The sequence below is a fragment of the Halomonas sp. BLK-85 genome, assembly GCF_044792155.1.
In the GTDB taxonomy this organism is placed as follows: domain Bacteria; phylum Pseudomonadota; class Gammaproteobacteria; order Pseudomonadales; family Halomonadaceae; genus Vreelandella.
Genome location: NZ_CP087731.1, coordinates 1,950,757 through 1,967,680, shown reverse-complemented (window position 1 = coordinate 1,967,680; position 16,924 = coordinate 1,950,757). Strand labels below are relative to the sequence as shown.

15 protein-coding genes are annotated in these 16,924 nt (G+C 54.7%); 12 read left to right on the top strand and 3 right to left on the bottom strand.

Annotated elements, in window-relative coordinates:
• The first annotated feature begins 6 nt into the window (after window positions 1–6).
• The 7 genes from miaA to LL947_RS08850 all read left to right on the top strand — a co-directional run bounded on the left by miaA (window position 7) and on the right by LL947_RS08850 (window position 7,684).
• Window positions 7–945: a tRNA (adenosine(37)-N6)-dimethylallyltransferase MiaA gene (gene miaA / locus LL947_RS08880; protein WP_290820357.1), complete on the top strand. Its 939-nt coding sequence runs from the start codon at window positions 7–9 to the stop codon at window positions 943–945.
• A gap of 173 nt (window positions 946–1,118) precedes the next feature.
• Window positions 1,119–1,364, top strand: a complete 246-nt coding sequence (gene hfq / locus LL947_RS08875; protein WP_171701339.1) for an RNA chaperone Hfq — start codon at window positions 1,119–1,121, stop codon at window positions 1,362–1,364.
• Window positions 1,365–1,401: 37 nt separating this feature from the next.
• Window positions 1,402–2,712, top strand: coding sequence for a ribosome rescue GTPase HflX (hflX, locus tag LL947_RS08870; RefSeq protein WP_404413483.1), 1,311 nt, complete (start codon window positions 1,402–1,404; stop codon window positions 2,710–2,712).
• Window positions 2,713–2,861: 149 nt separating this feature from the next.
• A complete protein-coding gene (gene hflK / locus LL947_RS08865) occupies window positions 2,862–4,106 on the top strand; it encodes an FtsH protease activity modulator HflK (RefSeq protein WP_404413482.1) in 1,245 nt (414 codons plus the stop codon).
• Window positions 4,107–4,994, top strand: a complete 888-nt coding sequence (gene hflC, locus LL947_RS08860; protein WP_499832962.1) for a protease modulator HflC — start codon at window positions 4,107–4,109, stop codon at window positions 4,992–4,994.
• A 201-nt stretch (window positions 4,995–5,195) separates the two neighbouring features.
• A complete protein-coding gene (locus tag LL947_RS08855; protein WP_290820370.1) occupies window positions 5,196–6,389 on the top strand; it encodes an ATP phosphoribosyltransferase regulatory subunit in 1,194 nt (397 codons plus the stop codon).
• Complete coding sequence (locus LL947_RS08850) at window positions 6,389–7,684, top strand: adenylosuccinate synthase (RefSeq protein WP_290820375.1); 1,296 nt, start codon at window positions 6,389–6,391, stop codon at window positions 7,682–7,684. Before LL947_RS08855 ends, LL947_RS08850 begins: the two co-directional genes overlap by 1 nt.
• Before the next feature lie 71 nt (window positions 7,685–7,755).
• Here the strand turns inward: LL947_RS08850 and cobO are convergent, their stop codons facing one another.
• The gene (gene cobO, locus LL947_RS08845) at window positions 7,756–8,355 is read right to left on the bottom strand and encodes a cob(I)yrinic acid a,c-diamide adenosyltransferase (protein WP_290820378.1); all 600 of its coding nucleotides are present in this window, start codon (window positions 8,353–8,355) and stop codon (window positions 7,756–7,758) included.
• Between the two features lie 267 nt (window positions 8,356–8,622).
• On the opposite strand from cobO, the gene LL947_RS08840 reads away from it, so the two are divergent.
• The 4 genes from LL947_RS08840 to LL947_RS08825 all read left to right on the top strand — a co-directional run bounded on the left by LL947_RS08840 (window position 8,623) and on the right by LL947_RS08825 (window position 13,741).
• Window positions 8,623–9,108: a YajQ family cyclic di-GMP-binding protein gene (locus tag LL947_RS08840; protein WP_404413480.1), complete on the top strand. Its 486-nt coding sequence runs from the start codon at window positions 8,623–8,625 to the stop codon at window positions 9,106–9,108.
• A gap of 80 nt (window positions 9,109–9,188) precedes the next feature.
• Entirely contained in the window at window positions 9,189–11,819 is a 2,631-nt protein-coding gene (pepN, locus tag LL947_RS08835) for an aminopeptidase N (protein ID WP_499832961.1), read from the top strand.
• A 43-nt stretch (window positions 11,820–11,862) separates the two neighbouring features.
• Window positions 11,863–12,858: a YegS/Rv2252/BmrU family lipid kinase gene (locus LL947_RS08830; RefSeq protein ID WP_499832960.1), complete on the top strand. Its 996-nt coding sequence runs from the start codon at window positions 11,863–11,865 to the stop codon at window positions 12,856–12,858.
• Between the two features lie 43 nt (window positions 12,859–12,901).
• Window positions 12,902–13,741 (top strand): hypothetical protein, encoded by an 840-nt coding sequence (locus tag LL947_RS08825; RefSeq protein WP_499832958.1) that lies wholly within the window; start codon window positions 12,902–12,904, stop codon window positions 13,739–13,741.
• 107 nt (window positions 13,742–13,848) lie between these two features.
• Here LL947_RS08825 and LL947_RS08820 read toward each other — a convergent pair whose 3' ends face one another.
• On the bottom strand, window positions 13,849–14,052 hold the full coding sequence (locus LL947_RS08820; RefSeq protein WP_100819763.1) for a cold-shock protein: 204 nt from the start codon (window positions 14,050–14,052) through the stop codon (window positions 13,849–13,851).
• 213 nt (window positions 14,053–14,265) lie between these two features.
• Here LL947_RS08820 and LL947_RS08815 point away from each other — a divergent pair, with 213 nt between their 5' ends.
• Window positions 14,266–14,922: a LysE family translocator gene (locus tag LL947_RS08815; protein WP_499832957.1), complete on the top strand. Its 657-nt coding sequence runs from the start codon at window positions 14,266–14,268 to the stop codon at window positions 14,920–14,922.
• Window positions 14,923–14,936: 14 nt separating this feature from the next.
• On the opposite strand, the gene LL947_RS08810 is transcribed toward LL947_RS08815, so the two are convergent.
• A complete protein-coding gene (locus tag LL947_RS08810) occupies window positions 14,937–16,859 on the bottom strand; it encodes a transglycosylase SLT domain-containing protein (RefSeq protein WP_499832956.1) in 1,923 nt (640 codons plus the stop codon).
• Window positions 16,860–16,924 lie beyond the last annotated feature (65 nt).

Genomic DNA, 16,924 nt, shown 5'->3' with positions numbered 1-16,924 from the left:
CAATGCATGATTGATGAACGCCCGCTGGCGCTTTTTCTGATGGGCCCGACAGCCGCAGGTAAAACCGAAGCGGCCATGGCGCTCCACGATCAATGTGGCTGTGAATTGATCAGCGTGGACTCTGCCATGGTATACCGCGGGCTGGATATTGGTAGCGCTAAACCCAGTCCTGAAGAGCTCAGGCGTGCGCCGCACCGCCTGATTGATATACGCGATCCTGCAGACACTTATTCGGCAGCGGATTTTCGCACGGACGCGCTGCAAGAGATGCGACAAATAAGCGCATCTGGCAAGGTGCCGCTGCTGGTGGGTGGCACCATGCTTTACTTTAAACATCTGCTGGAGGGCGTTGGAAACCTGCCATCGTCTTCACCCGAAGTGCGCGCTGAACTTGAGCAGGTATTGGCCAATGATGGCCTGGCAGCTTTACATGCCCGACTAATGCAGGTGGACCCGATCGCTGGGCAGCGCATACACCCCAATGACCCGCAGCGAACACTGCGGGCGCTTGAGGTGTATCTGCTAGCGGGGCGGCCAATGAGCGAGCTCTGGGATGAACAGATGGTGACACCTTTCCCCTGGCGAGTGGTCACCTTGGTGTTGGCACCTGAAGAGCGCAGTTTTTTGCACCAACGCATTGCCTTGCGTTTTCGACAAATGTTGGCAGAGGGCTTGATTGATGAGGTGAGTGCCCTCAGAAAGCGTAATGACCTTCATGCTGGTCTACCCGCCTTGAAAAGCGTCGGGTATCGTCAGGTTTGGGAGCACCTTGAGGGTCGCTACGACAGAAGGCGTCTTGAGGAGCAGGGTATCATCGCGACCCGCCAGCTAGCCAAACGTCAGTTGACCTGGTTGCGAAGTTGGAAAAACGCCTGCTGGTTTAACATTCAGAAGGCTGACACACTTGATAAGATGCTGAAACTCGTGCGTGAAAGCAGTGCTTAGCGTAAGATAGTTAATTCATGGCTGGTTTTTTTTAAGCGGTTTTTACGACGGCTTATTGAGAAAGCTTTTCGAAGGGTCATGCGACAGCAGGCCGTTCGGGTAACAAGATTGTGGTGTGTCCAGGTGACATGCCTTAAATAACCAACCCCAACGACAGTTTTAGGGAGAGTAACATGTCCAAAGGGCAGTCCCTTCAAGACCCATACTTGAACATCTTGCGCAAGGAGCGCATTCCGGTCTCCATCTTCTTGGTGAACGGCATTAAGCTGCAGGGCCAGATCGAATCCTTTGATCAGTTTGTGATCCTGTTGCGCAACACCGTCAGTCAGATGGTTTACAAGCACGCCATATCGACCGTCGTGCCTTCACGTAATGTACGTCTGCCAGTGCAGGATCCGGCAGCAGAATCAGAAGACTAGAGCCTTGAGTTCGGTCAGCCAACCTATGAGGTATTGATTGTTTTTTGAGCGCCCAGATGCCGGTGAAACGGCAGTTCTTGTTCATGTTGATTTTCATGATGATCAGGCTCGCGAAGACGCCGGTGAGTTCCTGGAGCTTGTGCGTTCTGCTGGTGCCGAAGCGGCAACACTGCTGACTGCCAGTCGCAATCGGCCTGACTCGCGCACCTTTATCGGTACGGGCAAGCTCGATGAACTGCGGTCAATGCTTGCCGCTCATCGCGCTGAGCTGGTGATATTCAATCATGGATTAAGCCCCTCCCAGCAGCGTAATCTTGAACACGAACTCAAATGTCGTGTTCTTGATCGCACTGGACTTATTCTGGACATCTTTGCCCAGCGTGCTCGCACCCACGAGGGTAAGCTTCAGGTTGAACTTGCTCAGCTTGAATATATGTCGACTCGCCTGGTGCGTGGATGGACACACCTGGAACGCCAGAAAGGGGGTATCGGTCTACGTGGTCCAGGTGAAACCCAGCTGGAAACGGACCGTCGCCTGCTGCGTGGTCGTATCAAGTCGATTCATAAACGTCTTGATAAAGTACGCAGCCAGCGTGAACAGAATCGCCGTGCCCGTTCGCGAGCTGAGATCCATAGTATTTCGCTGGTAGGATATACAAACGCGGGCAAATCAACGCTTTTTAATGCGCTGACCGACGCTCACGTCTATGCAGCCGATCAACTTTTTGCCACGCTTGACCCCACACTAAGGCGTCTGGAAATTGACGATGTGGGGCCGGTGGTAATGGCGGATACAGTCGGGTTTATCCGTCATCTGCCGCACAAGCTGGTAGAAGCCTTCCAGGCCACCCTGCAGGAAGCTGCCGAAGCCTCATTACTGGTGCACGTAATTGACGCTGCGGATCCTGATCGTGACCTGAACGTGGAACAGGTCAACAGCGTTCTGAAAGAAATTGGCGCTGATGATGTTCCCATGCTCAAGGTAATGAACAAGATTGACCAACTGGATAGCGCCCCGAGGATCGAGCGCGATGGCAATGGAATGCCGGAAGTGGTATGGCTATCGGCTCAGACGCGTCAGGGTCTGGCATTATTGGAGCAGGCACTGAGTGAGCGCCTGGCAGTGGATGTCATCAGTTTCTCGTTAACTCTTGAGCCTGAGCAAGGACGACTGAGAGCCGGATTGCATGACCTGAACGCGGTGCAAGAAGAAGCGTTCGATGAACAGGGGCGATCCGTACTGAACGTCCGTCTGCCAAGGCGTGATTTCAATCAGCTGATGGCACAGACTGGCGAACATGCCGATGCCTATCTCCCCACTGCATTACAGACATCTGTAGAATGGTGAGTACAACTTTCTTTGTCATTTGTATTAGAATGGTATAAGTTTATTTGAGCCACATTTTACACTGAAATCTAAGCGTAAATTTTTAGCAATCGTTCTTGTAGCCGCATCAGCGAGTACTATTTAGTAGGACACCTTAGCGGAGAAAACGTATGGCCTGGAATGAGCCTGGTGGTGGAAACCAGCACGACCCTTGGAGCAGCGGTGGTCGCCGTGGTAGTAGTGGTGGCAACAAGGGGTCTGACAACGGTAATAATGGTGGGAATAACGGTGGTGGAAACAACCAGGGCCCGCCCGATCTGGATGAAGCACTGAAAAAGTTTCAGGATAAACTCAACGCCATGTTAGGGGGCGGCGGCAAGAAGAAAGGTGGCGGCGGACAGGGCGGCGGCAACAAGCCGCGCAATACGTTTGCTTTGCCGGGCTTGCTGCTTGTTGTCGCTCTGGCGATCTGGGCGGCTTCCGGGTTCTACCTGGTTGACCAGTCTGAACGCGGTGTTGTTCTGCGTTTTGGCAAATTTCAGGAAGTTGTCACTCCGGGTCTACAATGGAATCCACCGCTGATTGACGACGTGCGCATGGTCAACGTCACACGGGTTCGCTCGATAACTCAGACACAGTCCATGCTGACGCGTGACGAAAACATCGTTGAAGTGGAAATTTCGGCACAGTACCAGGTTTCCAATCCGAGCGACTTCGTTCTCAACCTGCGCGATCCCAACCTGTCGATCGAAAATGCTCTCGATTCGTCACTTCGCCACGTGGTGGGCGGAACCGACATGATTGATATTCTGACTTCGGGGCGTGAAATTCTGGGCAGCTCGGTCTCGAGCCGTTTGCAGTCCTATCTGGATTCGTACGGGGCGGGTATCCGTCTGCAGACGATCAATATCGAGTCCACATCGGCACCCGATCCGGTAATTGATGCGTTTGATGACGTTATTCGTGCTCGTGAAGACCGTCAGCGCACGATTAACCAGGGTATTGCTTATGCTAACGCGATTATTCCGGAAGCCCAGGGTCAGGCTCAGCGCCTGGTTGAACAGGGTCAGGGTTATCGTGAATCAGTGGTGTCAGAAGCCCAGGGTCAGGCTAACCGCTTCAACTCCCTGCTGAGTGAATACCGCAACTCTCCGGATATCATGCGTGAACGCATGTACCTGGATGCCATCGAAGAAGTCTTTGGCAGCACGCCCAAGGTGCTTCTGGATGTCAGCGAAAATGCTCCCCTGATGTATTTGCCCCTCGATGAGATGCGCGGTAACAACGCGTCCTCTTCAAGCAGTAATAACGGTGAAGAACTTGATCCGCGCGTGCTGGAACGCATGAGTAGCGGTCAGAGCAGTGGTTCATCGTCCAACTCGAGTAACAGCTCTATTCGCAGGGAGGGCCGCTAAATGATTAACAATCGATCCCTGCTAATCGTCGGCGGTTTAGCCGCCGTTGCCTGGTTAGCCAGTAACAGCCTTTATGTCGTTGATGAAACCCAGCGCGCCGTAAAACTTCGCTTTGGTGAAGTGGTTCAAGAAAATATCCAGCCGGGCCTGCATTTCAAGGTGCCGATCACCCAGACGATTCGCAAATTCGACACTCGTCTTCTCACGCTGGATACGGATACCAGCCGCTATCTTACGTTGGAGCAGAAAGCGGTCATTGTGGATTCCTACGTCAAGTGGCAAGTGGTCAACCCGACCCGCTACTACGAGGCAACGTCAGGGGATGAGTTAATGGCTACCCGTCTGATTCAGCCCCGCGTCGATGAAAGCCTGCGTAACGAGTTTGGCCGCCTGGACCTGCAGGAAATCATTGCCGAACGGCGTGATGATCTGATGACAGACCCCACGGAAGAGCTGGATAGCCTGATGCGCGACGAGCTGGGTGTTGCGATTCGTGACATTCGCATCAAGCGTATCGACTTGCCGGAAGATGTGTCGGCCGCGGTATTTGATCGTATGCGCTCTGAGCGTGAACGTGAAGCCCGGGAATGGCGCGCTCAGGGTCAGGAAGAAGCCGAACGGATCCGCGCCAATGCTGATCGTCGTCGCACGGTATTGATCGCTCAGGCCAATGAGCGTTCCGAAACGTTACGTGGTGAAGGTGACGCGGAAGCCGCCAGAGTGTTCTCCGAAGCCTATAGCCAGGATGCTGAGTTCTTCTCCTTCTGGCGTAGTCTGAATGCCTATCGCGAGAGCTTTGCGGACAGCGATAATCTGCTGGTGCTCGAGCCGGATAGTGACTTCTTCCAGTATCTGCGAAGTGCCATGCCTTCAACGGATGAAGAATGAAGCACTAACCTGGGTGTTTCGGGTGACCCTGCTGCCTTGGTGGGGTTCACCCATAATCGAAACGTGATAGACTTTCACTCCTGTAGACCTAGAAACCGGGCGGCGCCCGGTTTTTTTGTGGTCCATATCTTGTGGTCTTGACAGGGTGTTCTGAGTGATCGCCTTGTCAGGCCTTCACCGTCGTCTCGCAGGATTGTTGACATGACCATTGCTGACCGCTGGCTGTTGCCCGACGGCATGGATGAGGTGCTTCCGCCTCAGGCAAGCCGCATGGAAGAGCTGCGCCGTACCCTGTTGGATCTCTATTACTGCTGGGGGTACGATCTGGTAATGCCGCCGCCAGTTGAGTTTCTGGCCTCTTTGTTGACCGGTACAGGAACAGACCTTGATTTACAGACCTTCAAGCTGACGGACCAGTTGACTGGCCGTATGATGGGGGCCACAGCTGACGTAACGCCTCAGGTTGCACGCATGGATGCCCATTCAATGCGCCACCAAGGGCCAGTCAGGCTTTGTTATTGTACCAATGTGCTGCGTGCGCAGGCCGATCAGAACCAGGGCGGGCGCAGCCCTGTTCAGGTGGGCGTCGAACTGTTTGGGCATGCAGGCCTTGAAGCGGATGGCGAAATCATCCATCTGGCGATTTCCAGCCTGACGGCCGCGGGTGCTGACGAGATTCATCTGGCGCTTGGCCATATCGGCATCTACCGCAGCCTGGTAGAGGAAGCCGGGCTCGATGATGATCAGGAAGCGGCCATCTTTGATGCATTGGCGTTGAAATCACCCGGCATGCTGGCCGAGCATGTAGACGCCAACGTCAATGATCCGGCACTGGCAGGCATGCTCAAGGCGCTGGTTGACCTTCATGGTGATATTTCGATTCTGGATCAGGCACGTCAACTGTTTGCTGGAGCACCGCCGAGTGTGAAAGCGGCTCTGGACGAACTGAAAGCGCTGTATGAAGGCATTCGCGCTCGCTACGATGTTGCCCTTTATCTGGATCTGGCGGAACTGCGTGGCTACCAGTATCACACGGGTATGATGTTTGCTGCCTATGCGCCCGGCTACGGCCAGCCGCTGGCCAAGGGAGGCCGTTATGATGACACCGGTCGAGCCTTTGGGCGGGCACGGCCAGCGACAGGGTTCTCCATGGATCTAAAGCAGCTGGCGTCTCTGGCACCCGCTGCTGCAGCGAAAGGGGCTATCTGGGCGCCGGCGCAGGAAGATGAGGCGCTGCATCAGGCAATTGCAGTGCTGCGAGAGCGTGGCGAAAGAGTTATTCAGGCGCTGCCTGGGCAGGACACCGGGCCGGCGGCGCATTCATGTGACCGCCATCTTGAGTTAATTGATGGTCGTTGGCAGCCAACGACGCTGGCAGATGAGACGAGAGCATAATGGGTAAGAATGTCGTAGTACTAGGCACCCAGTGGGGTGATGAAGGTAAGGGCAAGATCGTCGACCTTTTGACTGAGTCGGCGTCGGCAGTGGTGCGCTTTCAGGGCGGGCACAACGCGGGCCATACTCTGGTGATTGATGGTGAAAAGACAGTGCTACACCTGATCCCCTCTGGCATCCTGCGTCAGGATAAAACCTGCGTGATCGGCAACGGTGTCGTGCTTTCACCGGAAGCGCTCCTCAAAGAAATCCTGGAACTTGAGGCCAAGGGTGTCCCGGTGCGTAAGCGCCTGCGACTTTCTCCGGCCTGCCCGCTTATTCTGCCTTACCATGTACGTCTGGATCAGGCGCGTGAAAAAGCGCGTGGTATTGCCAAGATTGGCACCACGGGACGCGGTATCGGGCCAGCCTATGAAGACAAGGTGGCACGGCGCGGCTTGCGCCTGGGCGATATGCTGCACCGTGAGCGTTTTGCCTCCAAGCTGGGTGAAGTGCTTGATTATCACAACTTTGTACTGACCCGCTATCACGGTGAAGAAGCCGTCGATTTTCAGGAAGTGCTTGATGAGGCCATGCGTATGGCCGAAGAGCTGCTTCCCATGATCAGCGATACTGTCGGACTGGTGCATGCACTGCGCCGTCAGGGCGACAATATTCTGTTTGAGGGTGCGCAAGGTTCGCTGCTGGATATTGATCATGGCACCTATCCCTTCGTCACCAGTTCGAACACGACGGCTGGCGGCACTGCGACTGGTTCCGGTGTGGGCCCACTCTACCTGGATTATGTCCTGGGCATTACCAAGGCTTACACGACTCGCGTGGGTTCCGGGCCATTCCCGACCGAACTGTTTGATGACCACGGTCGTCATCTGGCTGAAAGAGGCCATGAATTCGGTGCGACGACGGGTCGCCCACGTCGCTGCGGCTGGTTTGATGCGGTGGCTCTGCGCCATGCGGTGCAGATCAACTCGGTGTCGGGCATCTGCCTGACCAAGCTGGATGTGCTCGACGGTCTTGAGAACATCCGTGTGTGTGTTGGCTATCGCAGCAAGGATGGCGATGTTCTGGATACGCCGGTCGACTCAGAAGGCTATGAAGCGGTTGAGCCGCTATATGAAGATTTGCCAGGCTGGAAAGAATCAACGCTGGGCGTGAAGCAGGTAGAAGACTTGCCTGCCAATGCGCGTTCCTACATCAGCTTTCTTGAGGAGCAGGTGGGTACCAGTATTGATATCATCTCGACCGGACCTGACCGTATCGAAACCATCGTATTGCGCAACCCGTTTGATGGTTAGAGGCGAGCGAGCACTCAAAAAAAGGCGCCGTCAGGCGCCTTTTTTGGTTTACATCCCTGGCCGCGGAATAATCAGTAATCAATACCGCGGCGAGCCTGGATACCGTTATTGAAAGCGTGACGGACTTCCTGCATTTCGGTCACCGTATCGGCCATGTCAATCAGTTCGCGATGGGCGTTACGGCCGGTGATCACGACGGTCTGTTCGTGGGGACGGTTTTCCAGCGCCTTCTTTACCGTATCAATGTCCAGATAGCCGAATTTCAGCATGTAGGTGATTTCATCGAGTACCACCAGATAGACGTCCGGATCCGCCAGCATTTTTGCGGCTGATTGCCAGACTTCCGCGCAGGCGCGGGTATCTTCTTCGCGGTTTTGAGTATCCCAGGTGAAACCGGTTGCCATGATGGCGACTTCCAGATTGCTGTCGTCTTCCAGGCGGTTGCGTTCCCCGCACTCCCACAGCCCTTTAATGAACTGAACGACGCCCACGCGATACCCGTAGCCCAGCGCACGTGTCACTGTGCCCCAGGCGGCGGTGGTTTTGCCTTTGCCATTGCCGGTATTGATCAGCAAGAGCCCGCGCTGCTCGGTCGCATTGGCGACTTTCTCGTCAACATGGGCTTTAAGTTTTTCCATCGACGCCTTGTGACGTGAATCGCGATCGGTCATGAAATGCCTCTTTGCCAAGTGGTGGCGGTTTTAGCCTGCCTTTGAGAATGGGTCGTCAAGGTTGGGTAGGGTTAGTATGCCTGATTGATAGTGGACAAGGGAATCAGTCGTAACAATATGTGTATAAGTTTCCTGGTAAAAAAGGGTCCTGTTGTAAAAGGTGTGTGATTTTTCGACACGCATCGGCCAGCCAAAATGGCCTTAGCATTGGCCGTGGGCAGGGTTGCTGCTCTAGAATAGAACTCTGTCTTGAATCAGGAATACGTCATGCCTTCATTTGATATTGTCTCTGAGTTTGATCAGCACGAAGCCACCAATGCGGTGGATCAGGCTAACCGCGAAGTCCAAACACGCTTTGATTTCAAAGGCGTGGATGCCAGCTACACACTGGAAGGGGAAAATGTAACGCTGGAAGCGGAGGTTGATTTCCAGCTTAAGCAGATGCTTGATGTGTTACGTAATCGGCTGATTGCCCGCGGCATTGATGCGCGTTGCATGGAGCCTGAAGACCCTGAGCTTTCAGGTGTCAAGGCGCGCCAGACGGTCAAGCTCAAACAAGGGCTGGAAGCTGCCGATGCCAAGGACATCGTCAAGCGTATCAAGGCCACCAAAGCCAAGGTACAGGCGCAGATTCAGGGCGAGAAGGTAAGGGTGACGGGTAAAAAGCGCGATGATCTGCAAGGCATCATGGCACTTTTACGAAGCGAGGAAGGACCTGACCTGCCCTTACAGTTCGATAATTTCCGCGATTAATGCCAGCGCCACGGATAGCAAAGGCGCTTGCCTTTCCTCCATTATTTCAACTGCTTTCATAGCACCAGGAGTCATGCATCATGTCTGAGCCCCAGCCGGTTTACCTTAACGACTATCAGCCACCTGCCTACCGGGTGACGCATGCCGAGCTGACCTTTGATCTTGACCCTTCCCATACTCGCGTTCGAGCGCGCCTGTCGATAGAGCGCAATCCGGAGGTGGCCAGTGCAACCCCCCTGGTGCTTGAAGGTGAAAAGCTGACGCTTGAAGCCCTTGCTATAGACGGTCAGCCGTTAGGTGAGCATGAATACCGCATGGATGACCATGAGCTGGTGATCAATACGGTGCCAGCCGCTTTTGTGCTTGAAAGTGAAGTGAGGATTGCGCCTGAGCAAAATACCGCGCTTGAGGGGCTATATCAATCAAACGGCATATACTGTACCCAGTGTGAAGCGCAAGGGTTTCGGCGGATTACCTTTTACCCTGACCGCCCCGATGTGATGGCGACCTTCCGGGTGACAGTGATCGGTGATCAAGGCCAGGAACCCGTACTGCTGGCCAATGGCAACCGGGTGAATGAGGGTGCGCTTGAAAGTGGTCGCCATTTTGTCACCTGGGAAGATCCTCATCCTAAACCCTGCTATCTGTTTGCTCTGGTGGCGGGAGACTTGCGCAAGGTTGAAGATCACTTCACCACCATGAGTGGCCGCGAGGTGACCCTGCAGCTATGGGTGGAAGAAGAAAACCTCAGTAAGACTGACCACGCCATGGCCGCGCTCAAGCGAGCCATGGCCTGGGATGAAACGACCTATGGCCGCGAATATGATCTGGATCTGTTCATGATCGTGGCGGTCAACGACTTCAATATGGGGGCGATGGAAAACAAGGGTTTGAATATTTTCAACTCGGCTGCAGTGCTGACCCACCCGGATACCGCCACGGATGCGGCATTCCAGCAGGTAGAAGGCATTGTGGCTCATGAATATTTCCATAACTGGTCAGGTAACCGGGTCACCTGCCGCGACTGGTTTCAGTTGTCTCTCAAGGAAGGTTTTACGGTTTTCCGTGACCAATGCTTTTCGGCGGATACCAATTCAGCGCCGGTCAAGCGTATCCAGGATGTGTCCTTTTACCGTACCGCTCAGTTTGCTGAGGATGCAGGGCCGAGTGCTCATCCAGTCAGGCCCGACCACTATATCGAGATTACCAACTTCTACACCCTGACCATTTATGAAAAAGGCGCCGAAATTGTTCGTATGCTGTGTAATCTGGTTGGTTGGGATACCTTCCGTCAGGGCAGTGATCTTTATTTTGAACGTTTTGATGGCCAGGCGGTGACCATCGAGGATTTCGTTGACTGCATGGCGGAGGTCTCACATCTGGATCTTGGCCAGTTCATGCGGTGGTATGATCAGGCGGGTACGCCGGAAATCGACGCCCACGGTGAATATGATTATGCGCATGCCGAGTATCGCCTGACCCTGCGTCAGAGAACGCCGGCAACGCCTAGCCAGGCGGACAAACAGCCCTTGCATATACCCATCAGGATGGGGCTGGTTGGCACCAAGTCCGGTCAGGATCTGACCCTGACGTTGAACGGTGAAAAACACGGCAAGGATAGGGTGATTCATTTACAGGAAACTGAACAGACCTTTGTGTTTACGGATGTGGCTGAGGCTCCCGTGCCATCTCTGTTGCGCAACTTTTCTGCGCCAGTGAAGCTGCAGTTCCCTTATTCACGCGAAGAACTGGCGTTTCTGCTGACTCATGACAGTGATGGATTCAACCGTTGGGATGCCGGGCAGCGGCTTGCCATGTTGGCGCTGGATGACCTGATTGCCGCTCATCGCAACGGTGTTGAAAAGGTTATGGATAACCGGGTCACTGACGCCTATCGGCTATTGCTGACGACTCACACCGACGACAAGGCGGTTCTGGCCGAGATGCTGGCGCTTCCTTCCGAAGCCTATATTGCTGAACAGCAGCCGCTGGTGGATGTGGAGGCGATTCATGCAGCGCGTGAGTTTGTCAGGCAGTCATTGGCCCTGGCGTTGCGTGACGAACTGTTGGCGGTCTATCAGGCCAACATTGGTGCAGAGCCCTATGCACCGACACCGCAGCAGATTGGCCAACGTAGCCTCAAAAATGTAGCGCTTGCCTATCTGATGGCAATTGAGGATGCCGAAGCGATCGCACTTTGCCAGCAGCAGTTTCAGGCGGCCCACAATATGACCGATGTGCGCCATGCCCTGATGTTGCTGGTACACAGTTCCCGCGACGATCTGGCAACCCCGGCATTGAAGGCGTTCGGTGAAAAATGGGCGCATGATCCCCTGGTGATGGATCAGTGGTTCAGCGTCCAGGTCACAAGACCCCAGCAAGATGCGCTGGAGCGGGTCAAATATCTGATGCAGCACTCCGCCTTCTCGCTAAAAAATCCCAATCGGGTCCGTGCCCTGCTTGGCGCCTTTACCCAGAACCGGGTCAATTTTCACCGTATCGACGGTGAAGGCTACCGCCTGTTGGCCGATGTGGTAATTGAGCTGAATCGTCTTAACCCTGAAATTGCCGCGCGCCTGGTGACACCTCTGACGCGCTGGCAGCGTTTTGATGAGACGCGTCAGGCCTTGATGAAAGAGGCCTTGTCACGCATTCAGCAAGAGCCGCTATCGGCCAATGTCTATGAGGTAATTGAGAAGGCCCTGGCCTAGAGGGATCAGGACGCCAACCCCATCAGGATAAAGGAACCTTAAATTGAGTCAGCGTCCTCTCCGGTACCTTTTGGTTGTCAACGGAAAGGTATCTGGTGAACCAGCCTTGCGCAACGCTGTAATTCAGCAGCGCAAGGCAGGAATGGATCTTACCGTGCGGGTCACCTGGGAAGAGGGTGACGCAACCGTGTTTACCCATCAGGCGGGACAGGAAGGTTTTACCCATGTGATTGCCGGAGGCGGTGACGGCACGGTCAATGAGGTGGTCAACGGAATAATGCGCCTGCCCAGAGAGCAGCGCCCGATCATGGGGGTTGTGCCTTTGGGAAGCGCTAACGATTTTGCCCGGTCGATAGGCTTGCCATTGGCACCGCAACAAGCGCTGGAGGCAGTCTGTGAGCTGGAACCGCAGGCAATTGATGCGGTCCTTATCAATGCCACCCAGTCAAAGTCATCTTTTGATACCGCTATTAATGGCATTCAGGATTCTCCAGATCACTTCCATGTGAGCCAGTACTATATCAACATGCTGACAGGTGGCTTTGGCGCTGAAGTCACTTCTTCCACACCTAAACGTCTGAAGCGCCTGTTGGGCGGTGGGGCCTACTCCATCATGGGGGCTGCCAAGGCTTGGCGACATCGCAGCTATCAGGGCAGGCTTAATTGGGGAGATGGGGAAATTGACGTTTCCTTGCTGCTGCTTGCACTGGGCAATGGGCGTCAGTCAGGGGGTGGCCAGATGTTGGCCCCCAGGGCAAGGTTGAACGATGGTTACCTGGATGTCCTGATGGTGCATGATTTTAGTAGTCTTGCCAGACTACCCCGATTAATGGAGGAGTTGAAGTCGTTTCCCGCAGACGGCGAGTTTCTGAGCTACTTTGCAACCCGCAGAATCACGGTGACAAGTCAGCCCATGGAAGCTTGCTGGCCACTGACACTGGATGGCGAGACGCGTCATTTTGAGGCTTTTACAGCAGAAGTGGAGCCATTGGCACTGTCGGTCGCCATGCGCGCCGACTCTGTCCTGCTGGCGCCTTAAAGGAATACCCGATGATTAATTTATTGATATGGAGAATATACAGATGGCACACCGTTTTTGGCTTCCCACCCTGATAGCTGTTTCACTTCTGTTAAGCGCCTGTGGCGACAGTTCAGAACCTGAAAGTACGGCTTCAGACGAAAGCGCCGGCACAACTGAACAGGTAGACCAGCAGGAGGACAATACCGGGCAGGACACTGCCAGTGACAATGAAGATCTGTCTGCAGAGCAGGCTGAAGATACCTCTGGTGAAGAAGCATCACTGGATCAACAGGCTGAAGACGTATCCGAAGAGCCGATTGAGTCAGGTGGTGAAGAGGTTGCCGCCGATGAGGAAACACTGACAACGGAACCAGACACCGTGCTGGATGAAGACTCAGCCTTGCCCGGTGAAGTGACGACCTCGGACGTTGATGACGTGATCAATGCCACGGAACAGCGTTTCGATGAAGCCCAGGAAGCACTCGATCAGCAATATGAGGAAGCGCGTTCGCAGTCCAGCGATACGCTGCAAGACGCTGAAGATCAGCTTGATGAGGCGGATAGCGAATTTGAATCGGATATAGATTCTTTGGCTGATGAAGCTGACGAGAAGGTTGAGTCTATCGCTGATGAAGTGGAAGCTGACCTTAAGGCTACTCCAGATGGGGAGTCTTCAGACGACATGCTGGAGAGCCTTGAGCAGGGAGAAGGCCAGGTGGCTGAGAATGTCCAGGAATTTATTGACGATACTGAGCGGCGCTTTGAAGAAGCTCAGGAGGAACTTGACAATCAGTTCGACGAACTCAGAGAGCAGCAGGGAAGTGACATGCCGGAATCAGCTGAAGCCGCCGAGAGCAGCATGAATGAGGACAATACTGATCAGGAGGCGGACGAAGAGTGATTGGTTGGTAGTGGCTTCCAGTGATAAGGCCCACAGTCATGACTGTGGGCCTTTTTTAATAACCGTTCTGATAATGCAGTCAGTGACGGTTCAATAAACGCATGCAGTCAAGCAGGACGAATATTGGAGGCCTGAAGGCCCTTCTTGCCTTGTGTGACGTCAAAAGAAACCTTTTGGCCGTCTTGAAGGGATTTGAAGCCTTCAGCCTGAATTTCAGAGAAGTGGGCAAAAAGATCATCACCGCCGTCATCAGGAGAGATGAAGCCGAAACCTTTTGTATCGTTAAACCACTTGACAGTACCAGTTGCCATTATCAATTTCCTTACAAGCTTTATGTTATTGCAAGCAGGCATCTCCTGCTTACACAGATAATGTAGATGTTCTGCTCATGCGCGTCCAGCGAAATAAAAATGATCTTTCTGAACGCTCCTTGACGTCATTAAATACGTTATCTTGAGCCTGTATTATTGATAGTCTCGATTCTCGATTTACCATCACGTATTTCTTCTGCAAGAGTGAGATCAATGACAGACTGGGGATTTATCGATAGTCAGCTCTGGGCGTTCCTGATAGCAGTTACCTTGCTGTCAATCAGCCCGGGCGTGGATACCTTGCTGGTAATTCGCAACACCGCTCGCGGTGGCGTCAAGGACGGGGTTGTTACCAGTCTGGCCATCTGTAGCGGCCTGTTTGTTCACGCCACGATTTCAGCGCTGGGGATCTCGCTCATTCTGCTTCAGTCGGCCTGGGCCTTTCATGCGCTTAAAATGCTGGGCGCGGCATATCTGGTATGGCTGGGCGTAGCCAGTCTTAAAGCCGCATGGCGCGGTCAGGGCTTGCGGGTAAAGGGCGTGTTGCATGGCGCCAAGCCTGTAGGGCGCTGGCAACCCGCCAAGGAAGGCCTGTTATCCAATGTGCTCAACCCCAAGACGATAGTGTTTTATATGGCCTTTCTGCCCCAGTTTATTGCCCCCGGCGATCCTGCCCTAGTCAAGTCCTTATGGTTGGCGGGCATCCACTTCGTGATTGCCAATGCCTGGCAGATCAGTGTTGCTCTGATGATAGGGGGCGCCAGCCAATGGCTGGCCAGCGCCCGTTTTGCCCAAGTGCTGAATGGGCTGACAGGCAGTGTCCTGGTGGCCTTTGGCCTCAAGCTGGCCCTGGAGCAAAGGCCTGGCTGACAGCCCAATGAGGATTATGGGCGATTCAGCAGGCTGGCATCATAGCGTACGCTTTGCTCTTGCGGGTTAAGCAGGGAGATTCCCTGAGTGCTGCCATCCTGGTTGAGCGCCGCGTAAATCGCCCGATAGGTCAACACGGCCTGCACATATTGGCGGGTTTCACGGAACGGAATCCGTTCAACAAACAAGTCGAATTCATTGATACCTTCTTCTCTCAGCCAGCGGTCAACCCGCCTTGGGCCGGCATTGTAGGCGGCAGCGGCAGCCAATCGATTGCCCCGGTAACGCTCAAGCTTATCGCGGATATAGGTGCTCCCCAGGCGGATGTTCAGCTCAGGGTCAAGCACACCGTAGGGGCCAGGGTCGGCTATGCCCAGTTCTCGGCTAAGTTGAGTGGCGGTACCAGGCATCAATTGCATCAAACCACGCGCGCCGGCGGGGGAAAGTGCTGCCGGATTATAGGCACTTTCGCGCCGGGCAATGGCCATCAGCAGGTAGGGGTCCACGTCTGTCATCCGCCCCCAGTGCATGAACTGCTCGCGGTAAGCTTCGGGAAAACGCCAGGCAAGGGCATCCCAGAGTTGCGCGGCTATGGTGGTCTGCACCAGAAGGGCATCCCAACCGCGTGAATCGGCATACTCTGCCATTGCCCTGGCCGTCTGCTCTGGCGCATGACGGGCGGCATTGAGCCACTCACTGCTTGCCAGCCCCTCTTCGCCGATACGCATCAGAGCTTCGGTACGCTGAACGGCGGGCATGTTGGCGATACGCTGGCGGTCGTCCGGGTTGGCGGTATAGGTCTCGATATTCAGGGGGAGCGGTTGATTGATGCGCTCAGCGGCTGCGAAGCCAAAAAAGTCGCGTTGGCCGGCGGCCTGAAAGAAGTGCGCCTCGGCGGCTTGCTGGTTGCCTTGCTGCTCGGTGGCACGCCCGAGCCAATACTGCCAGCGGCTGTCGTTTCGCTGGCCATCGCTCATGCTGGCGATCCACTGCTGCACGGCCGCCCAGTCGTTGGCTTGTAAAGCCCGGCGTACGCGGAGTTCCAGCACTCTTTCGCTCTCGAGCGTTGGTAGGGTGCGGTCGACCCAGGCGTATGAACCGGGGATTTCCCTGAGCAACGCATAGAAAGCCAGTTCCTCTTCAATTGTCTGCTGGGTCTTGGGCGGTAGCGATAGCCGATCGGCAAGTGATGACCAGACGGCCAGGGCACCCTGAGTGTCCTCTTGGGTCAGGCGCTGCATGGCTGCTTGGTAAAACGTTGGGGTTGCCGCACACTCAGGGCCAAGGCAACTTGGCGCATCATACAGGGAGCCAGCCCCCGTGGTTGATTCGACGCGCTGGATGGCAGCCTGCCAGCGGTTATCGAGCAGACTCCCAAGGTAGTTCACCAGGGCGCGTTCGCCGGCTTCCCATGCCAGCATCTTGCGCTCCCAGATGGCTTGCTGATCAATCACGCCACGGCTGCGCAAACTATCAAACAGGCTGTCGCAGGCATCTGGTTGAGAACGCCCGGTCAGCCATAGCTCTTTTCCACCGTCGTAGGCTTGTTGAGGCGTTATATCCAGCCAGGCCGTGTAGAAATAGCACTGGCGTTCGGTATTGGCAGGAGGCTGTGTCGCGATAACCCTGATATCAGCCCATTGGCGTGCTTTACCATAGGCATCAATGGCCTGGCCCTGTAACCAGTCCGCCAAGGGGGCGTCGCTGTGTCTGTCCATATACTCTTTAACACGTTCAGGCGCGAGGTCTGGCAAACGCCCTTTCAGCTGATGGTACTCAATGTAGCCACCCAGAATATGCTGGCCGGTGGCCTGAGTGTTGATATCTTCCCAGCGTTGGGCGCGGGCATCACTGAGGGCGCTGCGCATATCGGCGTCACTGATGAATTGTCCGACAGCGGGGGGTGCCAGGAACAGGGTGCTCACCAAGGCGAGCAAACGATAAAATCCGTATGTTGAAAGTATGTTATTAGACCGGAACCAAGGAATGAAACCCATGAATA

Coding starts and splice junctions, on each gene's coding strand:
- miaA (WP_290820357.1), top strand. CDS start 7: ATGATTGATGAACGCCCGCTGGCGCTTTTTCTGATGGGCCCGACAGCC.
- hfq (WP_171701339.1), top strand. CDS start 1,119: ATGTCCAAAGGGCAGTCCCTTCAAGACCCATACTTGAACATCTTGCGC.
- hflK (WP_404413482.1), top strand. CDS start 2,862: ATGGCCTGGAATGAGCCTGGTGGTGGAAACCAGCACGACCCTTGGAGC.
- hflC (WP_499832962.1), top strand. CDS start 4,107: ATGATTAACAATCGATCCCTGCTAATCGTCGGCGGTTTAGCCGCCGTT.
- LL947_RS08855 (WP_290820370.1), top strand. CDS start 5,196: ATGACCATTGCTGACCGCTGGCTGTTGCCCGACGGCATGGATGAGGTG.
- LL947_RS08850 (WP_290820375.1), top strand. CDS start 6,389: ATGGGTAAGAATGTCGTAGTACTAGGCACCCAGTGGGGTGATGAAGGT.
- cobO (WP_290820378.1), bottom strand. CDS start 8,355: ATGACCGATCGCGATTCACGTCACAAGGCGTCGATGGAAAAACTTAAA.
- LL947_RS08840 (WP_404413480.1), top strand. CDS start 8,623: ATGCCTTCATTTGATATTGTCTCTGAGTTTGATCAGCACGAAGCCACC.
- pepN (WP_499832961.1), top strand. CDS start 9,189: ATGTCTGAGCCCCAGCCGGTTTACCTTAACGACTATCAGCCACCTGCC.
- LL947_RS08825 (WP_499832958.1), top strand. CDS start 12,902: ATGGCACACCGTTTTTGGCTTCCCACCCTGATAGCTGTTTCACTTCTG.
- LL947_RS08820 (WP_100819763.1), bottom strand. CDS start 14,052: ATGGCAACTGGTACTGTCAAGTGGTTTAACGATACAAAAGGTTTCGGC.
- LL947_RS08815 (WP_499832957.1), top strand. CDS start 14,266: ATGACAGACTGGGGATTTATCGATAGTCAGCTCTGGGCGTTCCTGATA.